20 protein-coding genes are annotated in these 16159 nt (G+C 41.7%); 7 read left to right on the forward strand and 13 right to left on the reverse strand.

Going from position 1 to position 16159, the window contains the following annotated elements; all coding sequences use genetic code 11:
• Positions 1 to 132 precede the first annotated feature (132 nt).
• Positions 133 to 381 carry a hypothetical protein gene (locus tag AB4111_RS25815; RefSeq protein WP_150366238.1) on the forward strand — a complete coding sequence of 83 codons (249 nt, stop codon included), beginning with the start codon at positions 133 to 135 and terminating at the stop codon, positions 379 to 381.
• 340 nt (positions 382 to 721) lie between these two features.
• Here the strand turns inward: AB4111_RS25815 and AB4111_RS25820 are convergent, their stop codons facing one another.
• From AB4111_RS25820 to AB4111_RS25830, 3 genes are all read right to left on the reverse strand, one after another.
• Positions 722 to 850 (reverse strand): hypothetical protein, encoded by a 129-nt coding sequence (locus AB4111_RS25820; RefSeq protein ID WP_310337876.1) that lies wholly within the window; start codon positions 848 to 850, stop codon positions 722 to 724.
• Between the two features lie 23 nt (positions 851 to 873).
• Positions 874 to 1155: a hypothetical protein gene (locus tag AB4111_RS25825; protein WP_442033767.1), complete on the reverse strand. Its 282-nt coding sequence runs from the start codon at positions 1153 to 1155 to the stop codon at positions 874 to 876.
• Between the two features lie 236 nt (positions 1156 to 1391).
• On the reverse strand, positions 1392 to 2681 hold the full coding sequence (locus tag AB4111_RS25830) for a galactokinase (protein WP_442033768.1): 1290 nt from the start codon (positions 2679 to 2681) through the stop codon (positions 1392 to 1394).
• Positions 2682 to 2957: 276 nt separating this feature from the next.
• Here AB4111_RS25830 and AB4111_RS25835 point away from each other — a divergent pair, with 276 nt between their 5' ends.
• From AB4111_RS25835 to AB4111_RS25850, 4 genes are read left to right on the forward strand one after another with little or no spacing between them, the layout of a single operon-like run.
• Positions 2958 to 4214, forward strand: coding sequence for an MFS transporter (locus AB4111_RS25835; protein ID WP_442033769.1), 1257 nt, complete (start codon positions 2958 to 2960; stop codon positions 4212 to 4214).
• Positions 4215 to 4273: 59 nt separating this feature from the next.
• Positions 4274 to 5200 carry a DUF2268 domain-containing protein gene (locus AB4111_RS25840; RefSeq protein ID WP_442033770.1) on the forward strand — a complete coding sequence of 309 codons (927 nt, stop codon included), beginning with the start codon at positions 4274 to 4276 and terminating at the stop codon, positions 5198 to 5200.
• Positions 5175 to 5957 carry a MerR family transcriptional regulator gene (locus AB4111_RS25845; protein ID WP_442033771.1) on the forward strand — a complete coding sequence of 261 codons (783 nt, stop codon included), beginning with the start codon at positions 5175 to 5177 and terminating at the stop codon, positions 5955 to 5957. The genes AB4111_RS25840 and AB4111_RS25845 overlap by 26 nt, the downstream gene beginning before the upstream one ends.
• A 53-nt stretch (positions 5958 to 6010) precedes the next feature.
• Positions 6011 to 6682, forward strand: a complete 672-nt coding sequence (locus AB4111_RS25850) for a metal-dependent hydrolase (protein WP_442033772.1) — start codon at positions 6011 to 6013, stop codon at positions 6680 to 6682.
• A gap of 70 nt (positions 6683 to 6752) precedes the next feature.
• Here the strand turns inward: AB4111_RS25850 and AB4111_RS25855 are convergent, their stop codons facing one another.
• The 9 genes from AB4111_RS25855 to AB4111_RS25895 form a co-directional block, all read right to left on the reverse strand.
• Positions 6753 to 7079 carry a nucleoside triphosphate pyrophosphohydrolase gene (locus AB4111_RS25855; protein WP_442033773.1) on the reverse strand — a complete coding sequence of 109 codons (327 nt, stop codon included), beginning with the start codon at positions 7077 to 7079 and terminating at the stop codon, positions 6753 to 6755.
• 1302 nt (positions 7080 to 8381) lie between these two features.
• Positions 8382 to 8981, reverse strand: a complete 600-nt coding sequence (locus AB4111_RS25860) for a hypothetical protein (protein ID WP_442033774.1) — start codon at positions 8979 to 8981, stop codon at positions 8382 to 8384.
• A gap of 106 nt (positions 8982 to 9087) precedes the next feature.
• The gene (locus AB4111_RS25865; RefSeq protein WP_442033775.1) at positions 9088 to 9582 is read right to left on the reverse strand and encodes a hypothetical protein; all 495 of its coding nucleotides are present in this window, start codon (positions 9580 to 9582) and stop codon (positions 9088 to 9090) included.
• Positions 9583 to 9829: 247 nt separating this feature from the next.
• Positions 9830 to 10129, reverse strand: coding sequence for a hypothetical protein (locus tag AB4111_RS25870; RefSeq protein WP_442033776.1), 300 nt, complete (start codon positions 10127 to 10129; stop codon positions 9830 to 9832).
• A 362-nt stretch (positions 10130 to 10491) separates the two neighbouring features.
• Entirely contained in the window at positions 10492 to 10965 is a 474-nt protein-coding gene (locus AB4111_RS25875) for a hypothetical protein (RefSeq protein ID WP_442033777.1), read from the reverse strand.
• Positions 10965 to 12161 carry a WXG100 family type VII secretion target gene (locus AB4111_RS25880; RefSeq protein WP_442033778.1) on the reverse strand — a complete coding sequence of 399 codons (1197 nt, stop codon included), beginning with the start codon at positions 12159 to 12161 and terminating at the stop codon, positions 10965 to 10967. The genes AB4111_RS25875 and AB4111_RS25880 overlap by 1 nt, the downstream gene beginning before the upstream one ends.
• Before the next feature lie 255 nt (positions 12162 to 12416).
• Positions 12417 to 12701: a DUF4183 domain-containing protein gene (locus AB4111_RS25885; protein ID WP_442033779.1), complete on the reverse strand. Its 285-nt coding sequence runs from the start codon at positions 12699 to 12701 to the stop codon at positions 12417 to 12419.
• An 82-nt stretch (positions 12702 to 12783) separates the two neighbouring features.
• Positions 12784 to 13731, reverse strand: coding sequence for a DUF4183 domain-containing protein (locus AB4111_RS25890; RefSeq protein WP_442033780.1), 948 nt, complete (start codon positions 13729 to 13731; stop codon positions 12784 to 12786).
• A 482-nt stretch (positions 13732 to 14213) separates the two neighbouring features.
• The gene (locus AB4111_RS25895; protein WP_442033781.1) at positions 14214 to 14603 is read right to left on the reverse strand and encodes a hypothetical protein; all 390 of its coding nucleotides are present in this window, start codon (positions 14601 to 14603) and stop codon (positions 14214 to 14216) included.
• A gap of 87 nt (positions 14604 to 14690) precedes the next feature.
• Here AB4111_RS25895 and AB4111_RS25900 point away from each other — a divergent pair, with 87 nt between their 5' ends.
• Positions 14691 to 14885 (forward strand): hypothetical protein, encoded by a 195-nt coding sequence (locus AB4111_RS25900; RefSeq protein WP_442033782.1) that lies wholly within the window; start codon positions 14691 to 14693, stop codon positions 14883 to 14885.
• A gap of 149 nt (positions 14886 to 15034) precedes the next feature.
• Here AB4111_RS25900 and AB4111_RS25905 read toward each other — a convergent pair whose 3' ends face one another.
• Positions 15035 to 15508, reverse strand: a complete 474-nt coding sequence (locus AB4111_RS25905; protein WP_442033783.1) for a DUF4362 domain-containing protein — start codon at positions 15506 to 15508, stop codon at positions 15035 to 15037.
• Positions 15509 to 15678: 170 nt separating this feature from the next.
• Between AB4111_RS25905 and AB4111_RS25910 the strand changes: the two genes are divergently transcribed.
• Positions 15679 to 16128 carry a hypothetical protein gene (locus tag AB4111_RS25910; protein WP_442033784.1) on the forward strand — a complete coding sequence of 150 codons (450 nt, stop codon included), beginning with the start codon at positions 15679 to 15681 and terminating at the stop codon, positions 16126 to 16128.
• The last annotated feature ends 31 nt before the right edge of the window (positions 16129 to 16159 follow it).

A 16159-nucleotide genomic window follows, 5' to 3' on the forward strand; every position in this document is an offset into this window, starting at 1 on the left:
CTATTTAGCAAAAGTTGTATAATGCACAATATCTAAACGACAACATTAGGAATATGAGGTGATAAATTGAAAAAACCAGCTATACTTTTTATACTAATGATCTGCGCGATCACACTCACTTTAGGAGGTTGTATGTCGAACGAGCAAAAAGAAATTGTACAAAAAGCCGAGATCGCAAGCCTAACTTATTTTAAAGAAACCTATGGAATTGATGTTGAGTTTACAGGCCACAAGTTCATTCCGTCTGACTTGTCTCATACGGTGTCACTGACAGGGTATGTAAAAGGAAATAAGACCCAAGAAATATTCTCAATGGTGGATTATGATACTTATGAAGTCAAAACAGGCTCAGTGCCCGAAGACATCAAACCTCTTAAGTAGTTTATAAGAAATATTAACTTTCAAAACTTTAGGGCCTTGTACAGATACATGGCTCTTTCATATATAAGAATAGGGATTTCATAGCCTAATCTCATCCTCTTTTTTCCAAAGAAGTAGAATCATTATAGTCCATCTTCTGTTAATCGTGTATACGACTTATAAGAAATGAGCACAAAGTCTTTATTAATTTCAGGCAGTAAATCATACACATTTTTAGTTATAGGACGTTGTTACCAGAATAATTTCAGCAATTTGCATAAATATGTGAAAGTAATGGTTTATAACTTTGTCAGGCAGCGACGCTCCATATACATCTTTCCACTCGTCACCACCTCTACACTCATAATGCTAGCTCCTCACTCGAACCAGATACGTGAAATACGAAGCCCTCCTGTTTCATCAATTGGATTACGAGTAGCAGACACAGTAATTCACTGTACACCACCGCAGTCAGCGATCTTTCCTTCACACTTTTCCCTCTTCTCTAGAGCTTCATTCCACCCACAACGACACCCAGATGAACATGCTAAATAACAAAACCGGCGCAAGTGCTCCTGTAGCTAATATGATCCACAGTGTCGCCGAGCTTGATCCTTTGACAGTATGCGCGATTTTGCGAATCCGATCTTTGCGCCACTTGGCGAACCTGAGCTGTCTAATCATCCGATTAAGAACGATTTGCCGCTGCTCGCCCTCTTCGAATTCATCGATCGCACGCCGCATCTCCTCGTATAATTGAGCCTCTTCCTGCCCAGCCACTGTAGGTGTAATCATCTGATCCTTCCTTCCATGAGAACATTATTGAGATACAGCCTCTCACCTAATCGAACCATCATTAATACGCCTGTATTCTAGTCACTACCAACCTAACTAAACCACTACTCAAATAACACATTACAGACCTTAAAAGTTTGAAGTTTTTTCAAAAAAATGAACAGGCCAAAAAGCCCGAGCTTAGCCCGGACTTCGTAGAATCATGTTAGAACTATCTGAGTACTGTTTAGCCAGCATCAGGCAATCAACGTATTCAGGCACACCGCACCCTGTGCACGCACATTAACAACAATAATTGGCGTGTCCAACATGTCGTGCATCCAGGACATATACTCTTCCACTTTTTCATTCGGAAGGATCGTCAGAATAACCCCTGCGAATCCACCACCATGAATACGACAAGCGCCATCACCCAGGTTTTTCAGATAATTCTCGGTCAGTGCCAGTGCGATGCCAATCTCCTGTTCCTTCACAGCACCACTCTGATACACATTCTGCAGCCACTTCCATGATGAGTTACCGGATGCTGTAATCAGTTTCAGGAAATCAGCAAAACGGCCATCTCGCAACGCCTGTACCTGACCATCGACACGATTGTTTTCCTCCAGGAAATGAAGCGCACGCAGCACGGCACGATCCCCAGCCGCTTCACGAACCTTCTTGAGGTTGGCGTAGATTGCGTCTGCCGTAATTTCCCGAACATACTCACTGCCCAGCGCCTGAGCAACCGCTCTCATCTCATTGGGCACAGCCGCGTAATCTTCCGTTAGATCGGCGTGGTTGCCACCTGTATTCACAATGACCAATGAGTAACCGTTCTGTTGGAAATCCCACTGAACTGGCTCGATAACCGGCTGTGCAGGATTTTCAAAATCAATGGCAATCAGTCCGCCGTACGCACAAGCCATCTGATCCAGCAGACCGGAAGGTTTGTTCCAATAATGGTTCTCCGCATACTGACCGATTTTGGCCAAAGTCACAACATCCATTGTTCCATCATTATAGAAGTGATTCAAAATCGTACAGATCAACATCTCGAATGACGCCGAAGAACTCACCCCAGATGCCGAGAACACGTTACTTGAGAGGTACGCCTGGAAGCCGCCTACCTTATAGCCGAATTCTCCAAATCCCGCAGCCATACCGCGAATCAATGCTGTTGTGCCATCGTCCTCCGTATTTGGCGTGAGGTCCGTGAGATCGATTACATATTTCTTGTCATACCCTTCTGAGTAAAAGGTAATAACCGACTCCGCAGTTGGTGCTGCCACTGCAATCGTATCCAGCGTAATGCTGCCCGCCAGCACTTTACCATGGTTATGATCTGTGTGATTGCCGCCAATCTCACTGCGTCCTGACGCGCTGAACAGCTTGCTTCCTTCTTGTGCACCAAAGTACTCTTCAAACGTTGCGTTCAACTTCGTGTAACGTGCAGTCTGTTCCGCTACTTGTGATTCTCCATACATTTGGGCAAGCAAGGCTTGACCCTCCGTGGATTGGATCAGATTCAATGGTTGTGTCGTCATTAATAATCCTCCTATGGATGTGCAGCTTTTATTTTTGGGCTGTTGGTGAACATCGTTGTCGCATCTGTTTCATGCCTTATTCCTCTCCCATTATCTCAGCTTCACAGCGGAAAAGGTAGGGTAGAATTGAAAGTTTGTAAGCGTTTTGTGAAGTTATTTATTGTAAAAATAGGATTGAAAACCATTTTGCAATAACTTACATTGTTATTAAGTGAAAACACATTATTTCCCAATCTTATTATAGCTATGCTTTACATCTTATTGGTGGAGGGAACGATGAAAATTAAGTCGAACTATACCAAGTTATTCGGTGCATTTTCGCTTACATTTTTGGGTGATGGACTTACGCTAGCTGCGGTTCCTTGGCTCATATCCACACTTACAAGCGATACGCTGTATGCCTCTGTCACCATGACGGCACTTCGTTTACCCTGGCTTCTCTTCAGTCTGCCCGTGGGTGTTCTCATCGACCGTTACTCACGCAAACATATGCTGATTGGGGCTGGCTTTACACGAATGATTCTTCTGCTCGCTCTGACGTTATGTATCTGGGGAGGATGGGTGAGCATTCCGATTCTGGCTCTGTTCATGTTCGGGATCGGCCTTAGCCGGGTGGTATTCGACAGTACGGTGCAGACGGTGATTCCTCAACTGGTAGATGAGAGTAAGTTGGAAAAAGCCAATGGGCAGTTCACCGCCGGACAGTTAATCACAAGTGATATTCTGGGCGTTGCGCTGGGAGGGTTCATCATCACCCTGCATATTGTTTTTCCTTTTGCCATAGACGCGGTAACGGCTGTTATTGCTCTGCTCTTTTTGATCAGTATGAAGGGAAACTTCTACCCAGGGGATACGGAAACAACCAAGAAGCAAGTTCGCCCGATGAAGAATTGGAAACGCGAGATGTGGTCCTGTATTCAATATGTCTATCATGATCGTTTTCTCCGCGGATTAGCCATTCTGTCAGTCACCATTACGCTGATGTATTCCGTCATCCTGGCTACCCAGATCTTCTTTGTACGAGATGTGCTTCAGTTGGATGCTTTTGCATTCGGTATGCTCATCTCCATCGCAACCATCGGCAGCATTGTGGGGAGCCAAGCTGTTGCATATATGCGCAAGAAATGGAGTACAAAACAATTGATTATTTCCTCCATTCTGTGCATGGGAATCATATACGGTGTCGTGGGTCTAACCACAAATGCGTACTTAGTAGGCAGTCTATACTTCTGTGCTGCATTTTTCATTATTGTCTACAATGTTACCCGTTCCTCCATCCTGCAACGTTCCGTTCCTAATGAGATGCTTGGCCGGGTTGGAAGTGTGTTTCGCTTTCTATCCTTTGGCATTAGTGCCATTGGTACGCTTCTCGGCGGATTATTGGTGCGGGCTAGTGAAACGACGTTCGATCGCGTATTCTCGCTGCAACTCCCTTATCTCTTGCTAAGCTTGATCTATATCCTGTCTGGTCTGGTATTCACGATGAAAATGAAGAATCATGCAGAGAGCCAGCAGCCTAACATCAACGCTTGAATGTTACGTTAGGTCATACTTGATAATGATCTCAAGCGAATAAGAAGGAGAGATCAAGGATGAAGATCACCGCGTTGCGTTCAGATCAAATCTATGAGGAGATCATCCAGGCTGCACCCGATGAGAAATTGGAGTTATACCGCGAGCGTATGATGGGTCCCTTTATGAACAAATGGAACATACAACAGATCCCGTTTCAATCTCAAGAGCCTAATGGCTTCGACGTGATCATGATGAATAATTTTATGAACATCGCTCCCGCAGATATCACATCTGAGATTAACGAATCGTTAGCTGCGATCTCGTCTGAAGCATTTTGGCAACAGTGTCATGAAGCTGTTCGTACGAGTCTATCCACCTTTATAGAGCACGGAATTGAGCTATCGGTCTCCGAATATCTATATACGATTTTATTGGGTAATAAGAACAGCCCTTCACTGACCATGAACGAAGGTATCAGCGGAGACGGTGGAATCCCCGGTTACATTATTGCGAATCTGATCCCGAGTAGATATACTCTACCTCGTATGCAATCCGTTTTAGCCCATGAATGCAATCATAATGTGAGGTATCAATATATCCAGTGGAATCCACAGATTACGCTTGGGGAAATGGTTGTTAGCGAGGGGTTGGCCGAGAGTTTTGCGACATCCCTGTATGGAGAAGAGTGGCTAGGCCCCTGGGTAGCCAAAACAGATATGGAGACTTTGAACAACGTTATCAAACCGAAGATGAAAGATCAGCTGCATGTCACTGGTTTTGATCAGATTAATCCGTATCTATACGGCGATGAACTTGCCATCATGCAAAACTTTACGCCCGTAGGTATGCCCTATGCGGCTGGTTATGCCTGCGGTTATCACTTAATTCAATATTATCTGACCAAAACAGGTACACCGATTACCGAAGCAACCATCACTCCGGCAAGTGTCATCCTTGCTGAAACAAAGGACTTTTGGAATGAAGACACCCTATTTCACCGTTAAAGATATTATTCAGATCACAGGCATCACCAAACGCGCATTACATTATTACGATAAAACGGATCTCCTAAAACCGAGCAAAGTCGAGGACAATGGCTATCGGTATTACGATCAAGAGGCACTGGGGAATCTACAGATGATTCTGTTGTTCAAAGATATGAATTTCTCCTTAACAGAAATTGCAGCCATGATGCACCTCTCCAAAGGTGAACAAAAAGAGATCCTAAGAGAGCATCGCAGTACACTCGTTCAACGCAAACAAAAACTCGAAACCATCATCGACCAGTTGGACGAGTATGTGGATGGAACGGATATCTCTCATCTTCATCTGTTTGACGACTCTTCCATTCTGTCCATTCAAGAGCAATACGAATCCGAGGCGAAGTTCATCTACGGAGATACCGAGAAATATCAGGAATTCGAAGCGAATGTGAGCCAGCTGTCTAAGGAAGAACAAGAACAAGCTTACCAGCAGTTCTCGGTTAACATGGAGCAGGTATTTCGGGAGTTGGCGAAGCATCAGGATCTATCTCCTGATTCTGGTGAGGTACAAGTGTTAGTGCGTGAATGGAAGAGTGGTATGGAACAATTTATGAGTTGTGATGCTGAGATTTTGAGATGTATCGGGGATGCCTATACGACCGATCGTCGCTATGTGGGTTATTTTGATCAATTTGGCGATGAGGGGTTTTTGAGATTTTTGTATCAAGCTATTATGGTTTATGTGAGAGGTGGTGAAAAGAGATTTTGTGTAAAGTGAGAATTCATCACTAAAAGAATTAAATGTATGAACCAGGCTCAGGAGGTAACTCGATGCAAATGTTTCTTCATATGGCTATACACTTAATTACGGGCGGAACGATTCTATTACTTTTTTTAAATAAGCGGTTATCTCTTACTAAAGACTATATAATTACTATTGTTTTAGGTTGTATTATTGCTATCACTCCTGACATCACTAAGTACTTTGGTGATATATTGTTACATTCTCTTGCCATGGTTCCCTTGATTGGAGCTGCATATGGCTGGATCATCTATAAAACCTTAAACGTTCGGTTCTTCTGGGCATGGATAAGTACGATGGCCACATTATTCATTGGGCATCTTCTTATAGACCTTCTTGGTAATGGAATTAATTTGTTCTATCCTTTTACGAATCAAGAACAGAATTTCGCGATCTTGGGATCAAATAATGAACTCATCATTTCTGCTTTGTTAACCATCACCACTGCAATCACATTAATTTATAAAAAAGTTAAACCAATTGCAATAATCTCATTAGTACTAGCGGCTTCATTTGTTGTAAGTTTAGGAATTTCTAATGCAATAATAAGTTATTCTTTGCAACAACGTTACTCCTTTAATGATCCACAATATATTATCGTCTATCCGGATAACACCCCATTTCACTGGAACTATTATGTAAGAATTGATGAACTCACTATTATTTCCGGCAAGGGAAGCTATTTCACAGTAACAAAATAATCCCGGACGCATGATGCATCCGGGTGATCAGTACATCTGCCAAGTGATCTGTAATGAGTTGCGTTTAACATTAATCTTCGTCGACATCGATCAGATACACCCGTTCCTGGAATCCACCACGCTCCTCAGCTTTGTCAGCTCTCAGCTTATCCAGCTGCGCCGCATTCGCACCATGCACCTCCGCCAGCGCTTGGATTACTTCCAGCATGTCTGCCAATTCTTCTAGCGCTTCCTGATCGCTTGCTGCTTTTACATACTCATCCGATTCTTCTTGCAGCTTCGTTCTTAACTCTTGCTTATACCCCTCCGGGTCCAGAATGCGTGTGCGGCATTCCTTACCGCTGCATGTGATAATATGCGGAATCTTGTCCCGCACCAATTTGTTATATGTAGGCATGTGGTATAACATCCTTTCTGCTCTTGAAGTCTCCCAGCCTCAATCCAGAATCTCCCTTGTTGCCATTATACAAGTTGCTATAGGGGAAGGGATGGGTGGATTTAATAGAAAATGATTAACAAACACACCAACGGGCACGACGTCAAGAGTGCCGCTGTCAAACTGATCTGTCCCGCGACCCGTCCTCCGGTAAACTCTTGCCGTGAAAAGAACATCCAGATTGATAGGTAAATCGCGAATAGCGGGAATGTAATCATTCCTCTAAACGTACTAGGTTCCATATACCCATTCATCATGCTTTTACTGATTAGGATTAAAGTAACCAATTCCAATATAGATAATATAAAAAAAGCGATAGCATTGCTCTTTTAAAATGTACACCTACTTTCCAGATGCAAAGCAAAGAAAATCCTTTGTAATCTCTGCATCATATACCCTTTATTTGGATGATGTCATCTTGTAAGCGTAACATAGATTACTCAAGCATTTAACCCTAAGAAGCCATTTCAAAATCAATCTTACTCTGATGAATTATTCATTATTCGTTGGATAACTCGTACAATATTTCTTCTGGTCGTTGAAGGAGTTTTTCGATGTTGTTTAGTTGTATTGGTTGGTCATACGAATAATCTGTTAGGGAAGACATATGTTGTATTGTGCCGATGAACAAAGCGATATCCAATCCGGGTTCAGTGTCCGTATGCACTAAAGGCAAGATTTCGTTCATGGTGAGCTCCTTGGGTGGATGAACTAAATGATATTTATGGATATATAGCGCCTTGATCATAGAGGCTAAAGCCCAATCGCATAGAATTAGACAGGCTTTAAGCTGATTGGATTACGCATGATGGCAGCAAGTCTGAGATGATACTTAGCATGTTGGTGATAGGCCGTTATTGTGTTACCTAGCATGTGGTAAGCAGGAAGATGTTTGGACCTAAGTTGTGTGGAGATATCATGGCCTTGCAAACGTCGGTAAAATCTACTTGGTGATTACAATGTGCTTCTCCCTCCAAAGAGTTAATACCCGTTATACACATCCGGGTCCAGCGCCGAAATCTCATGTCTGGTGATTATGTTGATAAGCTGTTCATATATACCTAGTTTCATGAATGTACCTCGTGTGGGTGTAGGATGGTTGTGGATATGTAGATGGGTTAGTTAAATACTTGCCATAGGTAAATATGGCCTCAACTATATTATCGTCCAGCATGGGGAAAGTTTCATTAGTTGTTTTAATACAAAAAAAGGAGTTCTCCCTATGACAGGAGCACCCCTTTTTGAATATCATCGTATTATGCCTTACAAACCATCTGAATACATCAACTTATCAATATCTAAGTTATTTGTCCGATCTGAATACAAGATGCGCAAACGTGGTTGTCCTTGGTAACGATCTAGATAAAGGGCAACTTCTGTTCTCTTATTATTGATTACCCACCGTGATTTAAACATAATGTTCCCCGTACTCAGGTCCAATGCGTCATCGTTCGTTAGACTAGAATCTGCACCAATGATGTATTTATCAGTCGAATTGGTAGGTTTACCGTATTTGTCTTCCAAGGCATCTTTGATGCCATAGTATGTGTTCATTTTATCTCCAGAAGTCGAAAGCGTGTTCCCCTTCACTTCATAGATAGTACGAACCAGTTTGTTCTTGTAGAACAAGTAAGATAACTCTGCAGATGTTGAGGAGACCGACGAACTGTATGTAAGGTATGAAAAATGGTTAACACTTCCTGATTCAATCAGTTTGTCCTTTTCTAGTTTCTTGATTTGTTTAGTATTCATGCCCCACTTTACATTGCGAAAGTCTGCTTTCGAAGCAGCAGATGCGGAAAGTGGTAAGATCGCGATCGCTACCATGAACAAAGCAATGAACATTAGAGAAATTTTCCTCATACGTCAACTCCTTTTCGTATTTTTTATAATTATACCACGGAATTATTTGATTGGATAAAACAGCAAATAGCACCTCTACTTACGATCTGGTAGAAGTGCCTGAATCTTAATTTTTGTGCTTCATTTTAATGTTGTTTTTGGGGTTGATATAACACCAATCATTATTGTAGGATGCCTTTATCTGTTTCATATCTTCTAAATTGTAAAACCAATCTTCTTCAATCCATACTCTTGCATCGGGGAATTCGTTCAGAAAAGCAAAAAGGAATATAAATAATAAATCCTCATTATCATCAAAATCATCAGAAACTACTGCTTTAAAATATTCATTTTGCGTATCATCCCAGTCATAAGTAACGATTTGAAATTCATAAGGTTCATCATATACACTAAAGCTAATTGTCCTTAAGTAATTCTCCTTAAATGGCGTGTTGCTTATATATAGTCGAGTATATTTTAATGTACCTTCGCTATCGTAAGTTTCTTCATCATTATCAAAGAATAGTTTCTCTTTTATACATATATTATTAATAGTACTCAATAAATCGCTTACTGACGTGCTTTCTCCACGTTTAAATAATAAAAAAGATGACATTCCCATTATTTCAATACTCCTCGACTATGTCTAAACCCTAGTAAAACCTCGTTATTTTCAAATGTATAAAACTAGACAATCTTTTCACTGCACCAGTTCGGATCATATGGCATCTGACTTAATTTTAAAATATCATCAGCTGTGTAATACCACTCGGCATCATCAAACCAAAAATAATCCTCGCTATTATCTTTGAAATATTCTACAAGAAATCTAAAGATAAACTTGTACTCATGATATATATTTTCAATATCTAAAGCCCAGAAATAATTTTCGTTTGAGCAAGCCAAGTAAAACTATCAATTGAGTCTTCCTCTACTTGATTAACATTAAATGTGAAGTACTTTAAGTTTTCCTTATTACCCATGTTTTTAAAAGTGAATTCATCAACTTCTGATAGTGTTCCTTCAGCAGATATGAAGAGATCATCACGGTATTTATCTTTTATCAAAATACAAAACATGTTCGCTTTCTGCACTGCTTTCTTAAAATCTTCAATGGCTTTTTCAGGGGAATAGTTTTCTATCTTTTTTAGGAAAATGAAAGAACTCATCTTAAACAACCCTCTTTCTACTTGTCGATTAGCTTCCCCTCTCTCATAGTCTGTCTTCGTAATTGATTTAGTCACGCATAAAATATAGTTTCTCTACCCTATAAAAACAATTGCGTCCTGTCTTTGAAATGCAAGTGGCAACTTTTTTTCGAAGTCCCTCTATTCTTTCGACTTATCCCTTTGCTCATCTTTTAAATTCTTGACAGCCCAATCCTTCACCAGAAGTAGTTCCTCAATAATCATCGGCACATCTTCCTCTTCTACATCAACACCAATTGAGAAGATATCTATCCAAGTTCTTCCTCCATGGTGTGGTAGAAGTGCTATATGCTTTATCTATAATTCAGTTGTATGTTTTTATTTTAAAGGCTTTTAGGATCGATGTAACACCAATTGTCATTGTAGGATACTTTTATCTTTTTCATATCATCCAAGTTATAAAACCAATCTTCCTCAATCCATGCTTTTGCATCCGGAAATTCACTCAAAAATAAAAAAAGAAATTTAAATAACAAATCTTCATTATCTTCAAAATCACCAGATACTACTGTTTTGAAGTAATCTACTTCTGGAGAATCCCATTCAAAATTAACAAGTTTATGAGGGTATGGTTCATCTGCTATCCCAAACAATAGTTGTCTGTCAAAGCTATCTTTTAATGGAATATCACTAATGCAAAATTCACAATATTTTAATTTTGAGGCTTCATCAATCTTTTTCAAGTCATGACTATAAAATAATCCCTCCTTATTACATAACTCTTCTAAACGGAGTAATAATTTATTTATTTCAATACTTTTCCCACTTCTAAACACAACAGCTGCTGACGTTCCCATTATTTCAATACTCCTCCTAATTCATCTAGTGAATTTACAACAATAACACCTGAATTTTTAAGAGAATCTATATTCTCTTTTACATATTTATTCGTCAAATCAATTGGCTTGTCAATATAGACAATAACTTCTTTCATTTCATGATTGAAAAACTTAGCATTGTCTGAATTAATATACTTATCTATCTGTTCCATGTCTAAGGCAGCTGTAGACTTTTTCACTTCAATAATTTGTTTACTAGTAACAACATCTAGATCTCCTGCAACCTCATTATTCGTAAGATTATTTGCTTTCAATGCAAATCCAAGTACTTCAATTCTTTGCTGAACATACTCCGCCACCCTTCCCTCTAGAGCTCTACCTGAGTTAGGACTCTTTAACGAACTTTCGATTGCGTTTGGTATATTTTTAGGATTCTGTTCAATCCAGCTAATCTTATTTCCTGATGGATTCGTGAACTCAACTTCTATCCCTTTATTTGTTCTAATCTTTACAGGTTCATTGAGAGTATACATTCCCTCTCTTTTAACACCCGACCCACCCAGATCGGTATGCTTATCATCCATCGAACGAAAAGCTTTGCCAAACAATACATACGCCAGAGCCTGCCCTGTCATCGCTCCACCGTAATATCCTGCTCCACTCTCATCAATCTGCTTCTTCTGCTCTTCCACAAATTGCTCTATATCAGACCTCGCCGTTCCCGTGCCCCAGGCGGTATCCCATGCAAATTGAATGCCCCGCCCAACGTCTACAACTTTGCCTACGGTCATGGCATATGCCACACTGCCTAATGTACTAAACGGGTTATCGAAGAAAGCTTCTGCCGTCTGCCCCATTCCCGTTATTGTTTCTCCTACTGATTTATCAAGCAGCCCTACAGCGAAATTGCGCTTCAGCTCTTCTGGGATGTACAAAGCCACCTCGCCTGAGCCGTCCGTTGTTCTAAAGTTCTTTGCGATAAACGTAAACTCTTTCTGGATTTCGTCCAACAGCCCGAGTGTATTCGGGAACACTTCTTTTGCCTGCATAAAATCCCAGAAGAAACGCTCTCCGGTCACACCCGACCAATCGGATTGCAACATATAGATGGATTTCTCCAGTTCCCAGACCATTCGCTCCAGTTCCTGTTTCTTCTGCTGGACCAATCGAGCTTTCTCGTCCAACACATCGGGATGTACCTGAATACGTTGCATCCTATCTTCACCGCCAACCTGACCATAGTTTATGTACCTAAATTTTAACAAGTGAGAGTGAGGATTGGAATCAAACGGAAGAATCATTTCCTCAGAGGTTATCCGGTAGTTGGGCAACATCCTTGGGTAACCATTTTTGCACATTAATGCATGAATGAATACTGTTATGTCGACGAGAGTCTTGTACAAAAAGAACGACTTCTACCCTCAGATAGAAGTCGCACAAGATAACGATACAGCATGATTACATCGTCATTAAGACACTACAAATTGTACGACAATTGGAGTCCCTGCATTTAATGCATCTCCACCAGGGATTGTAATTGTAGTCGTCGTAGCCGAGGATGTATCTGCTGTTTGCATAAGACCATTAATATAAAGATTGTAGTAGTTGTAGGTGCCTGGGAAAGCAGTTGCAGCTACACCTACATCATTTGTAAATGCGGTCGCAGCAATCGCAAACGTTGCTCCAGTCCCGGTTCCATCACCAATGGTTGCAGCAAATCTCAAACTGTTCTGAAATGGTGTCACGAGTGGCATGTTTCTCACCTCCTACCTGACATAGTATATGTGGTAGATTCGAGCGCAGTGAGGGCAAAGGAACCGGTAAATAGAACCAATTTTAACCATTTATTATATTGGTTGTTATTATAATAACCTCGATAATAATAGGTGTCCCGGCAAAGATCACACCGTTTTGTGACGAAAAAAACAACCTATCCGCACTTACACTGTATGAGTTTCCCTGCTGAACGATCCCGTTGATATAAAGATTGTTAAAACTGTTAAGTCCAATCCCGGCAAATTGGGTTATGCTATCGCCATCGTCATTAGTGAATGCTGTGGCAGGAATTATAACTGAGACCGACAAATCCAAATCGGTGTCCGGAAAATAGAAGTAGCGGTTTGCCGTAGGAATGATTTCAATTCCGGGTATGGTACCCGGCGGACCTTGCTCACCTTGGGGACCCGTTGGTCCTTGCACTCCGGGAGTTCCCGGTTGACCCGGCTCACCTTGAGGGCCTGCGGGACCCTGCGCTCCGGGAGTTCCCGGTTGACCCGGTTCACCTTGAGGGCCTGCGGGACCCTGCGCTCCGGGAATTCCTGGTTGGCCCGGTTCACCCTGAGGGCCCGCGGGGCCCTGTGCTCCGGGATCTCCCGGTTGACCCGGTTCACCTTGAGGGCCTGCGGGACCCTGCGCTCCGGGAGTTCCCGGTTGACCCGGCTCGCCTTGAGGGCCTGCGGGGCCCTGCGCTCCGGGAATACCCGGTTGGCCTGGCTCACCCTGAGGGCCTGCGGGACCCTGCGCTCCGGGAACCCCCCGTTGGCCCTGTTCACCTTGAGGGCCTGCGGGACCTTGAGCCCCTGCCACACCTTGCGTCCCGGGGAGACTCACAGTCTTTAATTCGTGTTGTATCAATGGAGTGAGCAGTGGGCCAGGCTCACAACATACCGGGTTGCTGCCTCCCCCTCTCGGTAATGCAATGACTTTTTTGTCACGGGCCATTTTCTGCGATCTTACTGGACGCTTCAGGGAGCGGTACTTTCTTCGGCACACTTTACGAATCATCTTATATTTCCGTTTTCGTGGAATTTTGGTTTTGCATTTTAATCTAGCACGTCTGGGTCTTAATTTGTTGAGGGTAGCTGTCCTCTTGTTCAGATTGTTCAAAATAGTCACTCTCCTTAGGCCGATGCACACAGTCTGTATGCCCTATGTATATGTCAGTGGCACATTCGGAGAGTGTGCGAATAACTATGATGGAAGCCCAATAAAAAAGACAAGAGTCCTGCTACAGTTCTCCTTTGTCTTTCCAGACAAGACCTCGCATATCACATTTTATGTTTAACTCAGACGATCCATCGGGATGAATCTCAATAGGTTGTATTCTATCTTCACCCGCCAACTTGACCGTAGTAATTATACGCAAATTTCAACGAAGTCGATTGGAATCAAACGGAGGATTCATTTTCTCGTTCAAGTTGCAGTAGGATGGAAAAATTCATTGGCCAGATATTTTGCGTGTTCGGGCAAGCTTTTTCAGTAGACTCTTACTTTTTCTTAAAATACTGAACGATCTCTTCCGGTTCCTGCGTTTCCAATGTGATCTGGCCTTTCTCGAACAGGATCATGTATGGATATGATTTCAGACCAAAAATCTTCTCATAATTAAACTTGTTTTCATCACGGACATTATAAAAGGTCACGTTAGTAATTGGACCTTCTTCCCTCAAATTCTCGTTATTCATTTTATTTAATTGCGTCTGTAAATCAACAATAAATGGCCGCTCCGCAGTACGGTCGGTAAATACAATAAGTGATGCATCATTCCTCTGAAACTGAGTTAGTTGTTCTATGGCTTTCTCTCTATTGTCCTGACCACATCCTGTTAATAGGAGTATTAATATACATAATATACATAACATCCAGAACCTCTTCATTAAATCCCTCCTCCAGAATATGATATAATTGGTTATTAATGATCAACTGCACTTCAATACATTTTTTCTCTGAAAGGAGCACTCACATTGAACAAAAAGAATATTATCATTGCTCTCATTATTGGTCTTGTCATATTGCTACTTCCGCTTGTACTTTATTTTTTTGTTACTAATAAGGTAGAATCCGCACTTCCCGATTCAAACATCCCAACTCAAACCAAAACTGTAGAAGGGCTTACCATCACCCTGCTTAATGAAACCTATACAGATCATGAAGTGTAGTTGGGTTATGAGATTCAGGGCGGTGGGCAGTCAATTGCTTTGTACAGATAAAATCCCGATTTTCCACCTTTCATATAACTACAAAAACCTGCACAGCCAGCCTCGGCTTCACAGTTTTTATTAAGAAATTGCATGTGGATATATCTCATTTACAACTTAGGCATCATAAAAGGGTTCTCTTCCCTCTCACAACCCGTTAACACGTAAAACACATTCCCTTCCTCACTCTTCATTTTCCCGATCCCTTTGCAGATGTCGGTCTTCACTCCCTGTTTGGAGCCATAGGCATCCCTTGAGTTATCGTAAGTCGATTGAATAGCTGAGCCATCGTATATCAATTCCTGGATAATAGCCCCACCTTCAATGGTATACATCGTTACACGAACCTGATCCTGCTGTTTTTTCTTCACATTTTTCATAAATGTATTCCACGTATCCCCGTTCCTCATGACTCCATGAAGTACAACCACATCCCCGCTTTGCTCCGCTTGCTCTGGATTATGGGGCTCGATAATTTCTGGAAAAGCTTGCGTAATTCCGGAAGCATCCGTTGTTGGATCATTTGCTTCACAAGCAGTTAACAGCATTAAAGCTAACGATAGGATAAGCATACTTTTTCTCATTCCATCACCTCATGTATGAAACGGTTCAATACTATCCTTTGTTGCATGATTATGCTTAATTTGTCATTTATCCGTAACCCTCCTGCTGTCCTGAACGTTTAGAATCATAGAAATGTATAAACAGGAACGAAAATTTTAGTGATTTATCATTCAGCAGGGGGTCTAATTTAATGACGTTAAAAACAATGATCGGTGTAGCACTGGCTCTATCTGTACTCATATCCACCCATTCAGCCAATACAGCGACTCTAGCTTCAACGAACGAACGGCAGTCAACCGGATTAGCCCATGAAATGGAGCGCTCCTTCCCAACATCTACATCTGTTCTGCTCATTGCCCCAACTCAACATGAAGGTCGTTCCGCATACAACGGCAGCTTCACAATGGTTGCTTCGAACGGGACACATGCCAACATATCGATTGAAAACAACAGCAACCACACGGTATATGTGAAGATGTATGTCAATGAAGTAAGTGAACCTATGGAGACATCTATCAGCAGAAATAGGGATAAAACGATCAGTTTGCTTGCATTACAAGATACGGATATTAAGTTGTACATTTATAGCCGGATAGGTCATCACTTAGATCTCTCAGTTGAAGCAGAGCAGGTTCATTGATGTTTTCTTCCACACCTACATATAAGAAAAA

This window comes from Paenibacillus sp. 2KB_22 (assembly GCF_052115745.1).
Lineage (GTDB): Bacteria > Bacillota > Bacilli > Paenibacillales > Paenibacillaceae > Paenibacillus.

Coding starts and splice junctions, on each gene's coding strand:
- AB4111_RS25815 (WP_150366238.1), top strand. CDS start 133: ATGTCGAACGAGCAAAAAGAAATTGTACAAAAAGCCGAGATCGCAAGC.
- AB4111_RS25825 (WP_442033767.1), bottom strand. CDS start 1,155: ATGATTACACCTACAGTGGCTGGGCAGGAAGAGGCTCAATTATACGAG.
- AB4111_RS25830 (WP_442033768.1), bottom strand. CDS start 2,681: ATGACGACACAACCATTGAATCTGATCCAATCCACGGAGGGTCAAGCC.
- AB4111_RS25835 (WP_442033769.1), top strand. CDS start 2,958: ATGAAAATTAAGTCGAACTATACCAAGTTATTCGGTGCATTTTCGCTT.
- AB4111_RS25840 (WP_442033770.1), top strand. CDS start 4,274: ATGAAGATCACCGCGTTGCGTTCAGATCAAATCTATGAGGAGATCATC.
- AB4111_RS25845 (WP_442033771.1), top strand. CDS start 5,175: ATGAAGACACCCTATTTCACCGTTAAAGATATTATTCAGATCACAGGC.
- AB4111_RS25850 (WP_442033772.1), top strand. CDS start 6,011: ATGCAAATGTTTCTTCATATGGCTATACACTTAATTACGGGCGGAACG.
- AB4111_RS25855 (WP_442033773.1), bottom strand. CDS start 7,079: ATGCCTACATATAACAAATTGGTGCGGGACAAGATTCCGCATATTATC.
- AB4111_RS25860 (WP_442033774.1), bottom strand. CDS start 8,981: ATGAGGAAAATTTCTCTAATGTTCATTGCTTTGTTCATGGTAGCGATC.
- AB4111_RS25865 (WP_442033775.1), bottom strand. CDS start 9,582: ATGGGAATGTCATCTTTTTTATTATTTAAACGTGGAGAAAGCACGTCA.
- AB4111_RS25870 (WP_442033776.1), bottom strand. CDS start 10,129: ATGAGTTCTTTCATTTTCCTAAAAAAGATAGAAAACTATTCCCCTGAA.
- AB4111_RS25875 (WP_442033777.1), bottom strand. CDS start 10,965: ATGGGAACGTCAGCAGCTGTTGTGTTTAGAAGTGGGAAAAGTATTGAA.
- AB4111_RS25880 (WP_442033778.1), bottom strand. CDS start 12,161: ATGCAACGTATTCAGGTACATCCCGATGTGTTGGACGAGAAAGCTCGA.
- AB4111_RS25885 (WP_442033779.1), bottom strand. CDS start 12,701: ATGCCACTCGTGACACCATTTCAGAACAGTTTGAGATTTGCTGCAACC.
- AB4111_RS25890 (WP_442033780.1), bottom strand. CDS start 13,731: ATGATTCGTAAAGTGTGCCGAAGAAAGTACCGCTCCCTGAAGCGTCCA.
- AB4111_RS25895 (WP_442033781.1), bottom strand. CDS start 14,603: ATGAAGAGGTTCTGGATGTTATGTATATTATGTATATTAATACTCCTA.
- AB4111_RS25905 (WP_442033783.1), bottom strand. CDS start 15,508: ATGAGAAAAAGTATGCTTATCCTATCGTTAGCTTTAATGCTGTTAACT.
- AB4111_RS25910 (WP_442033784.1), top strand. CDS start 15,679: ATGACGTTAAAAACAATGATCGGTGTAGCACTGGCTCTATCTGTACTC.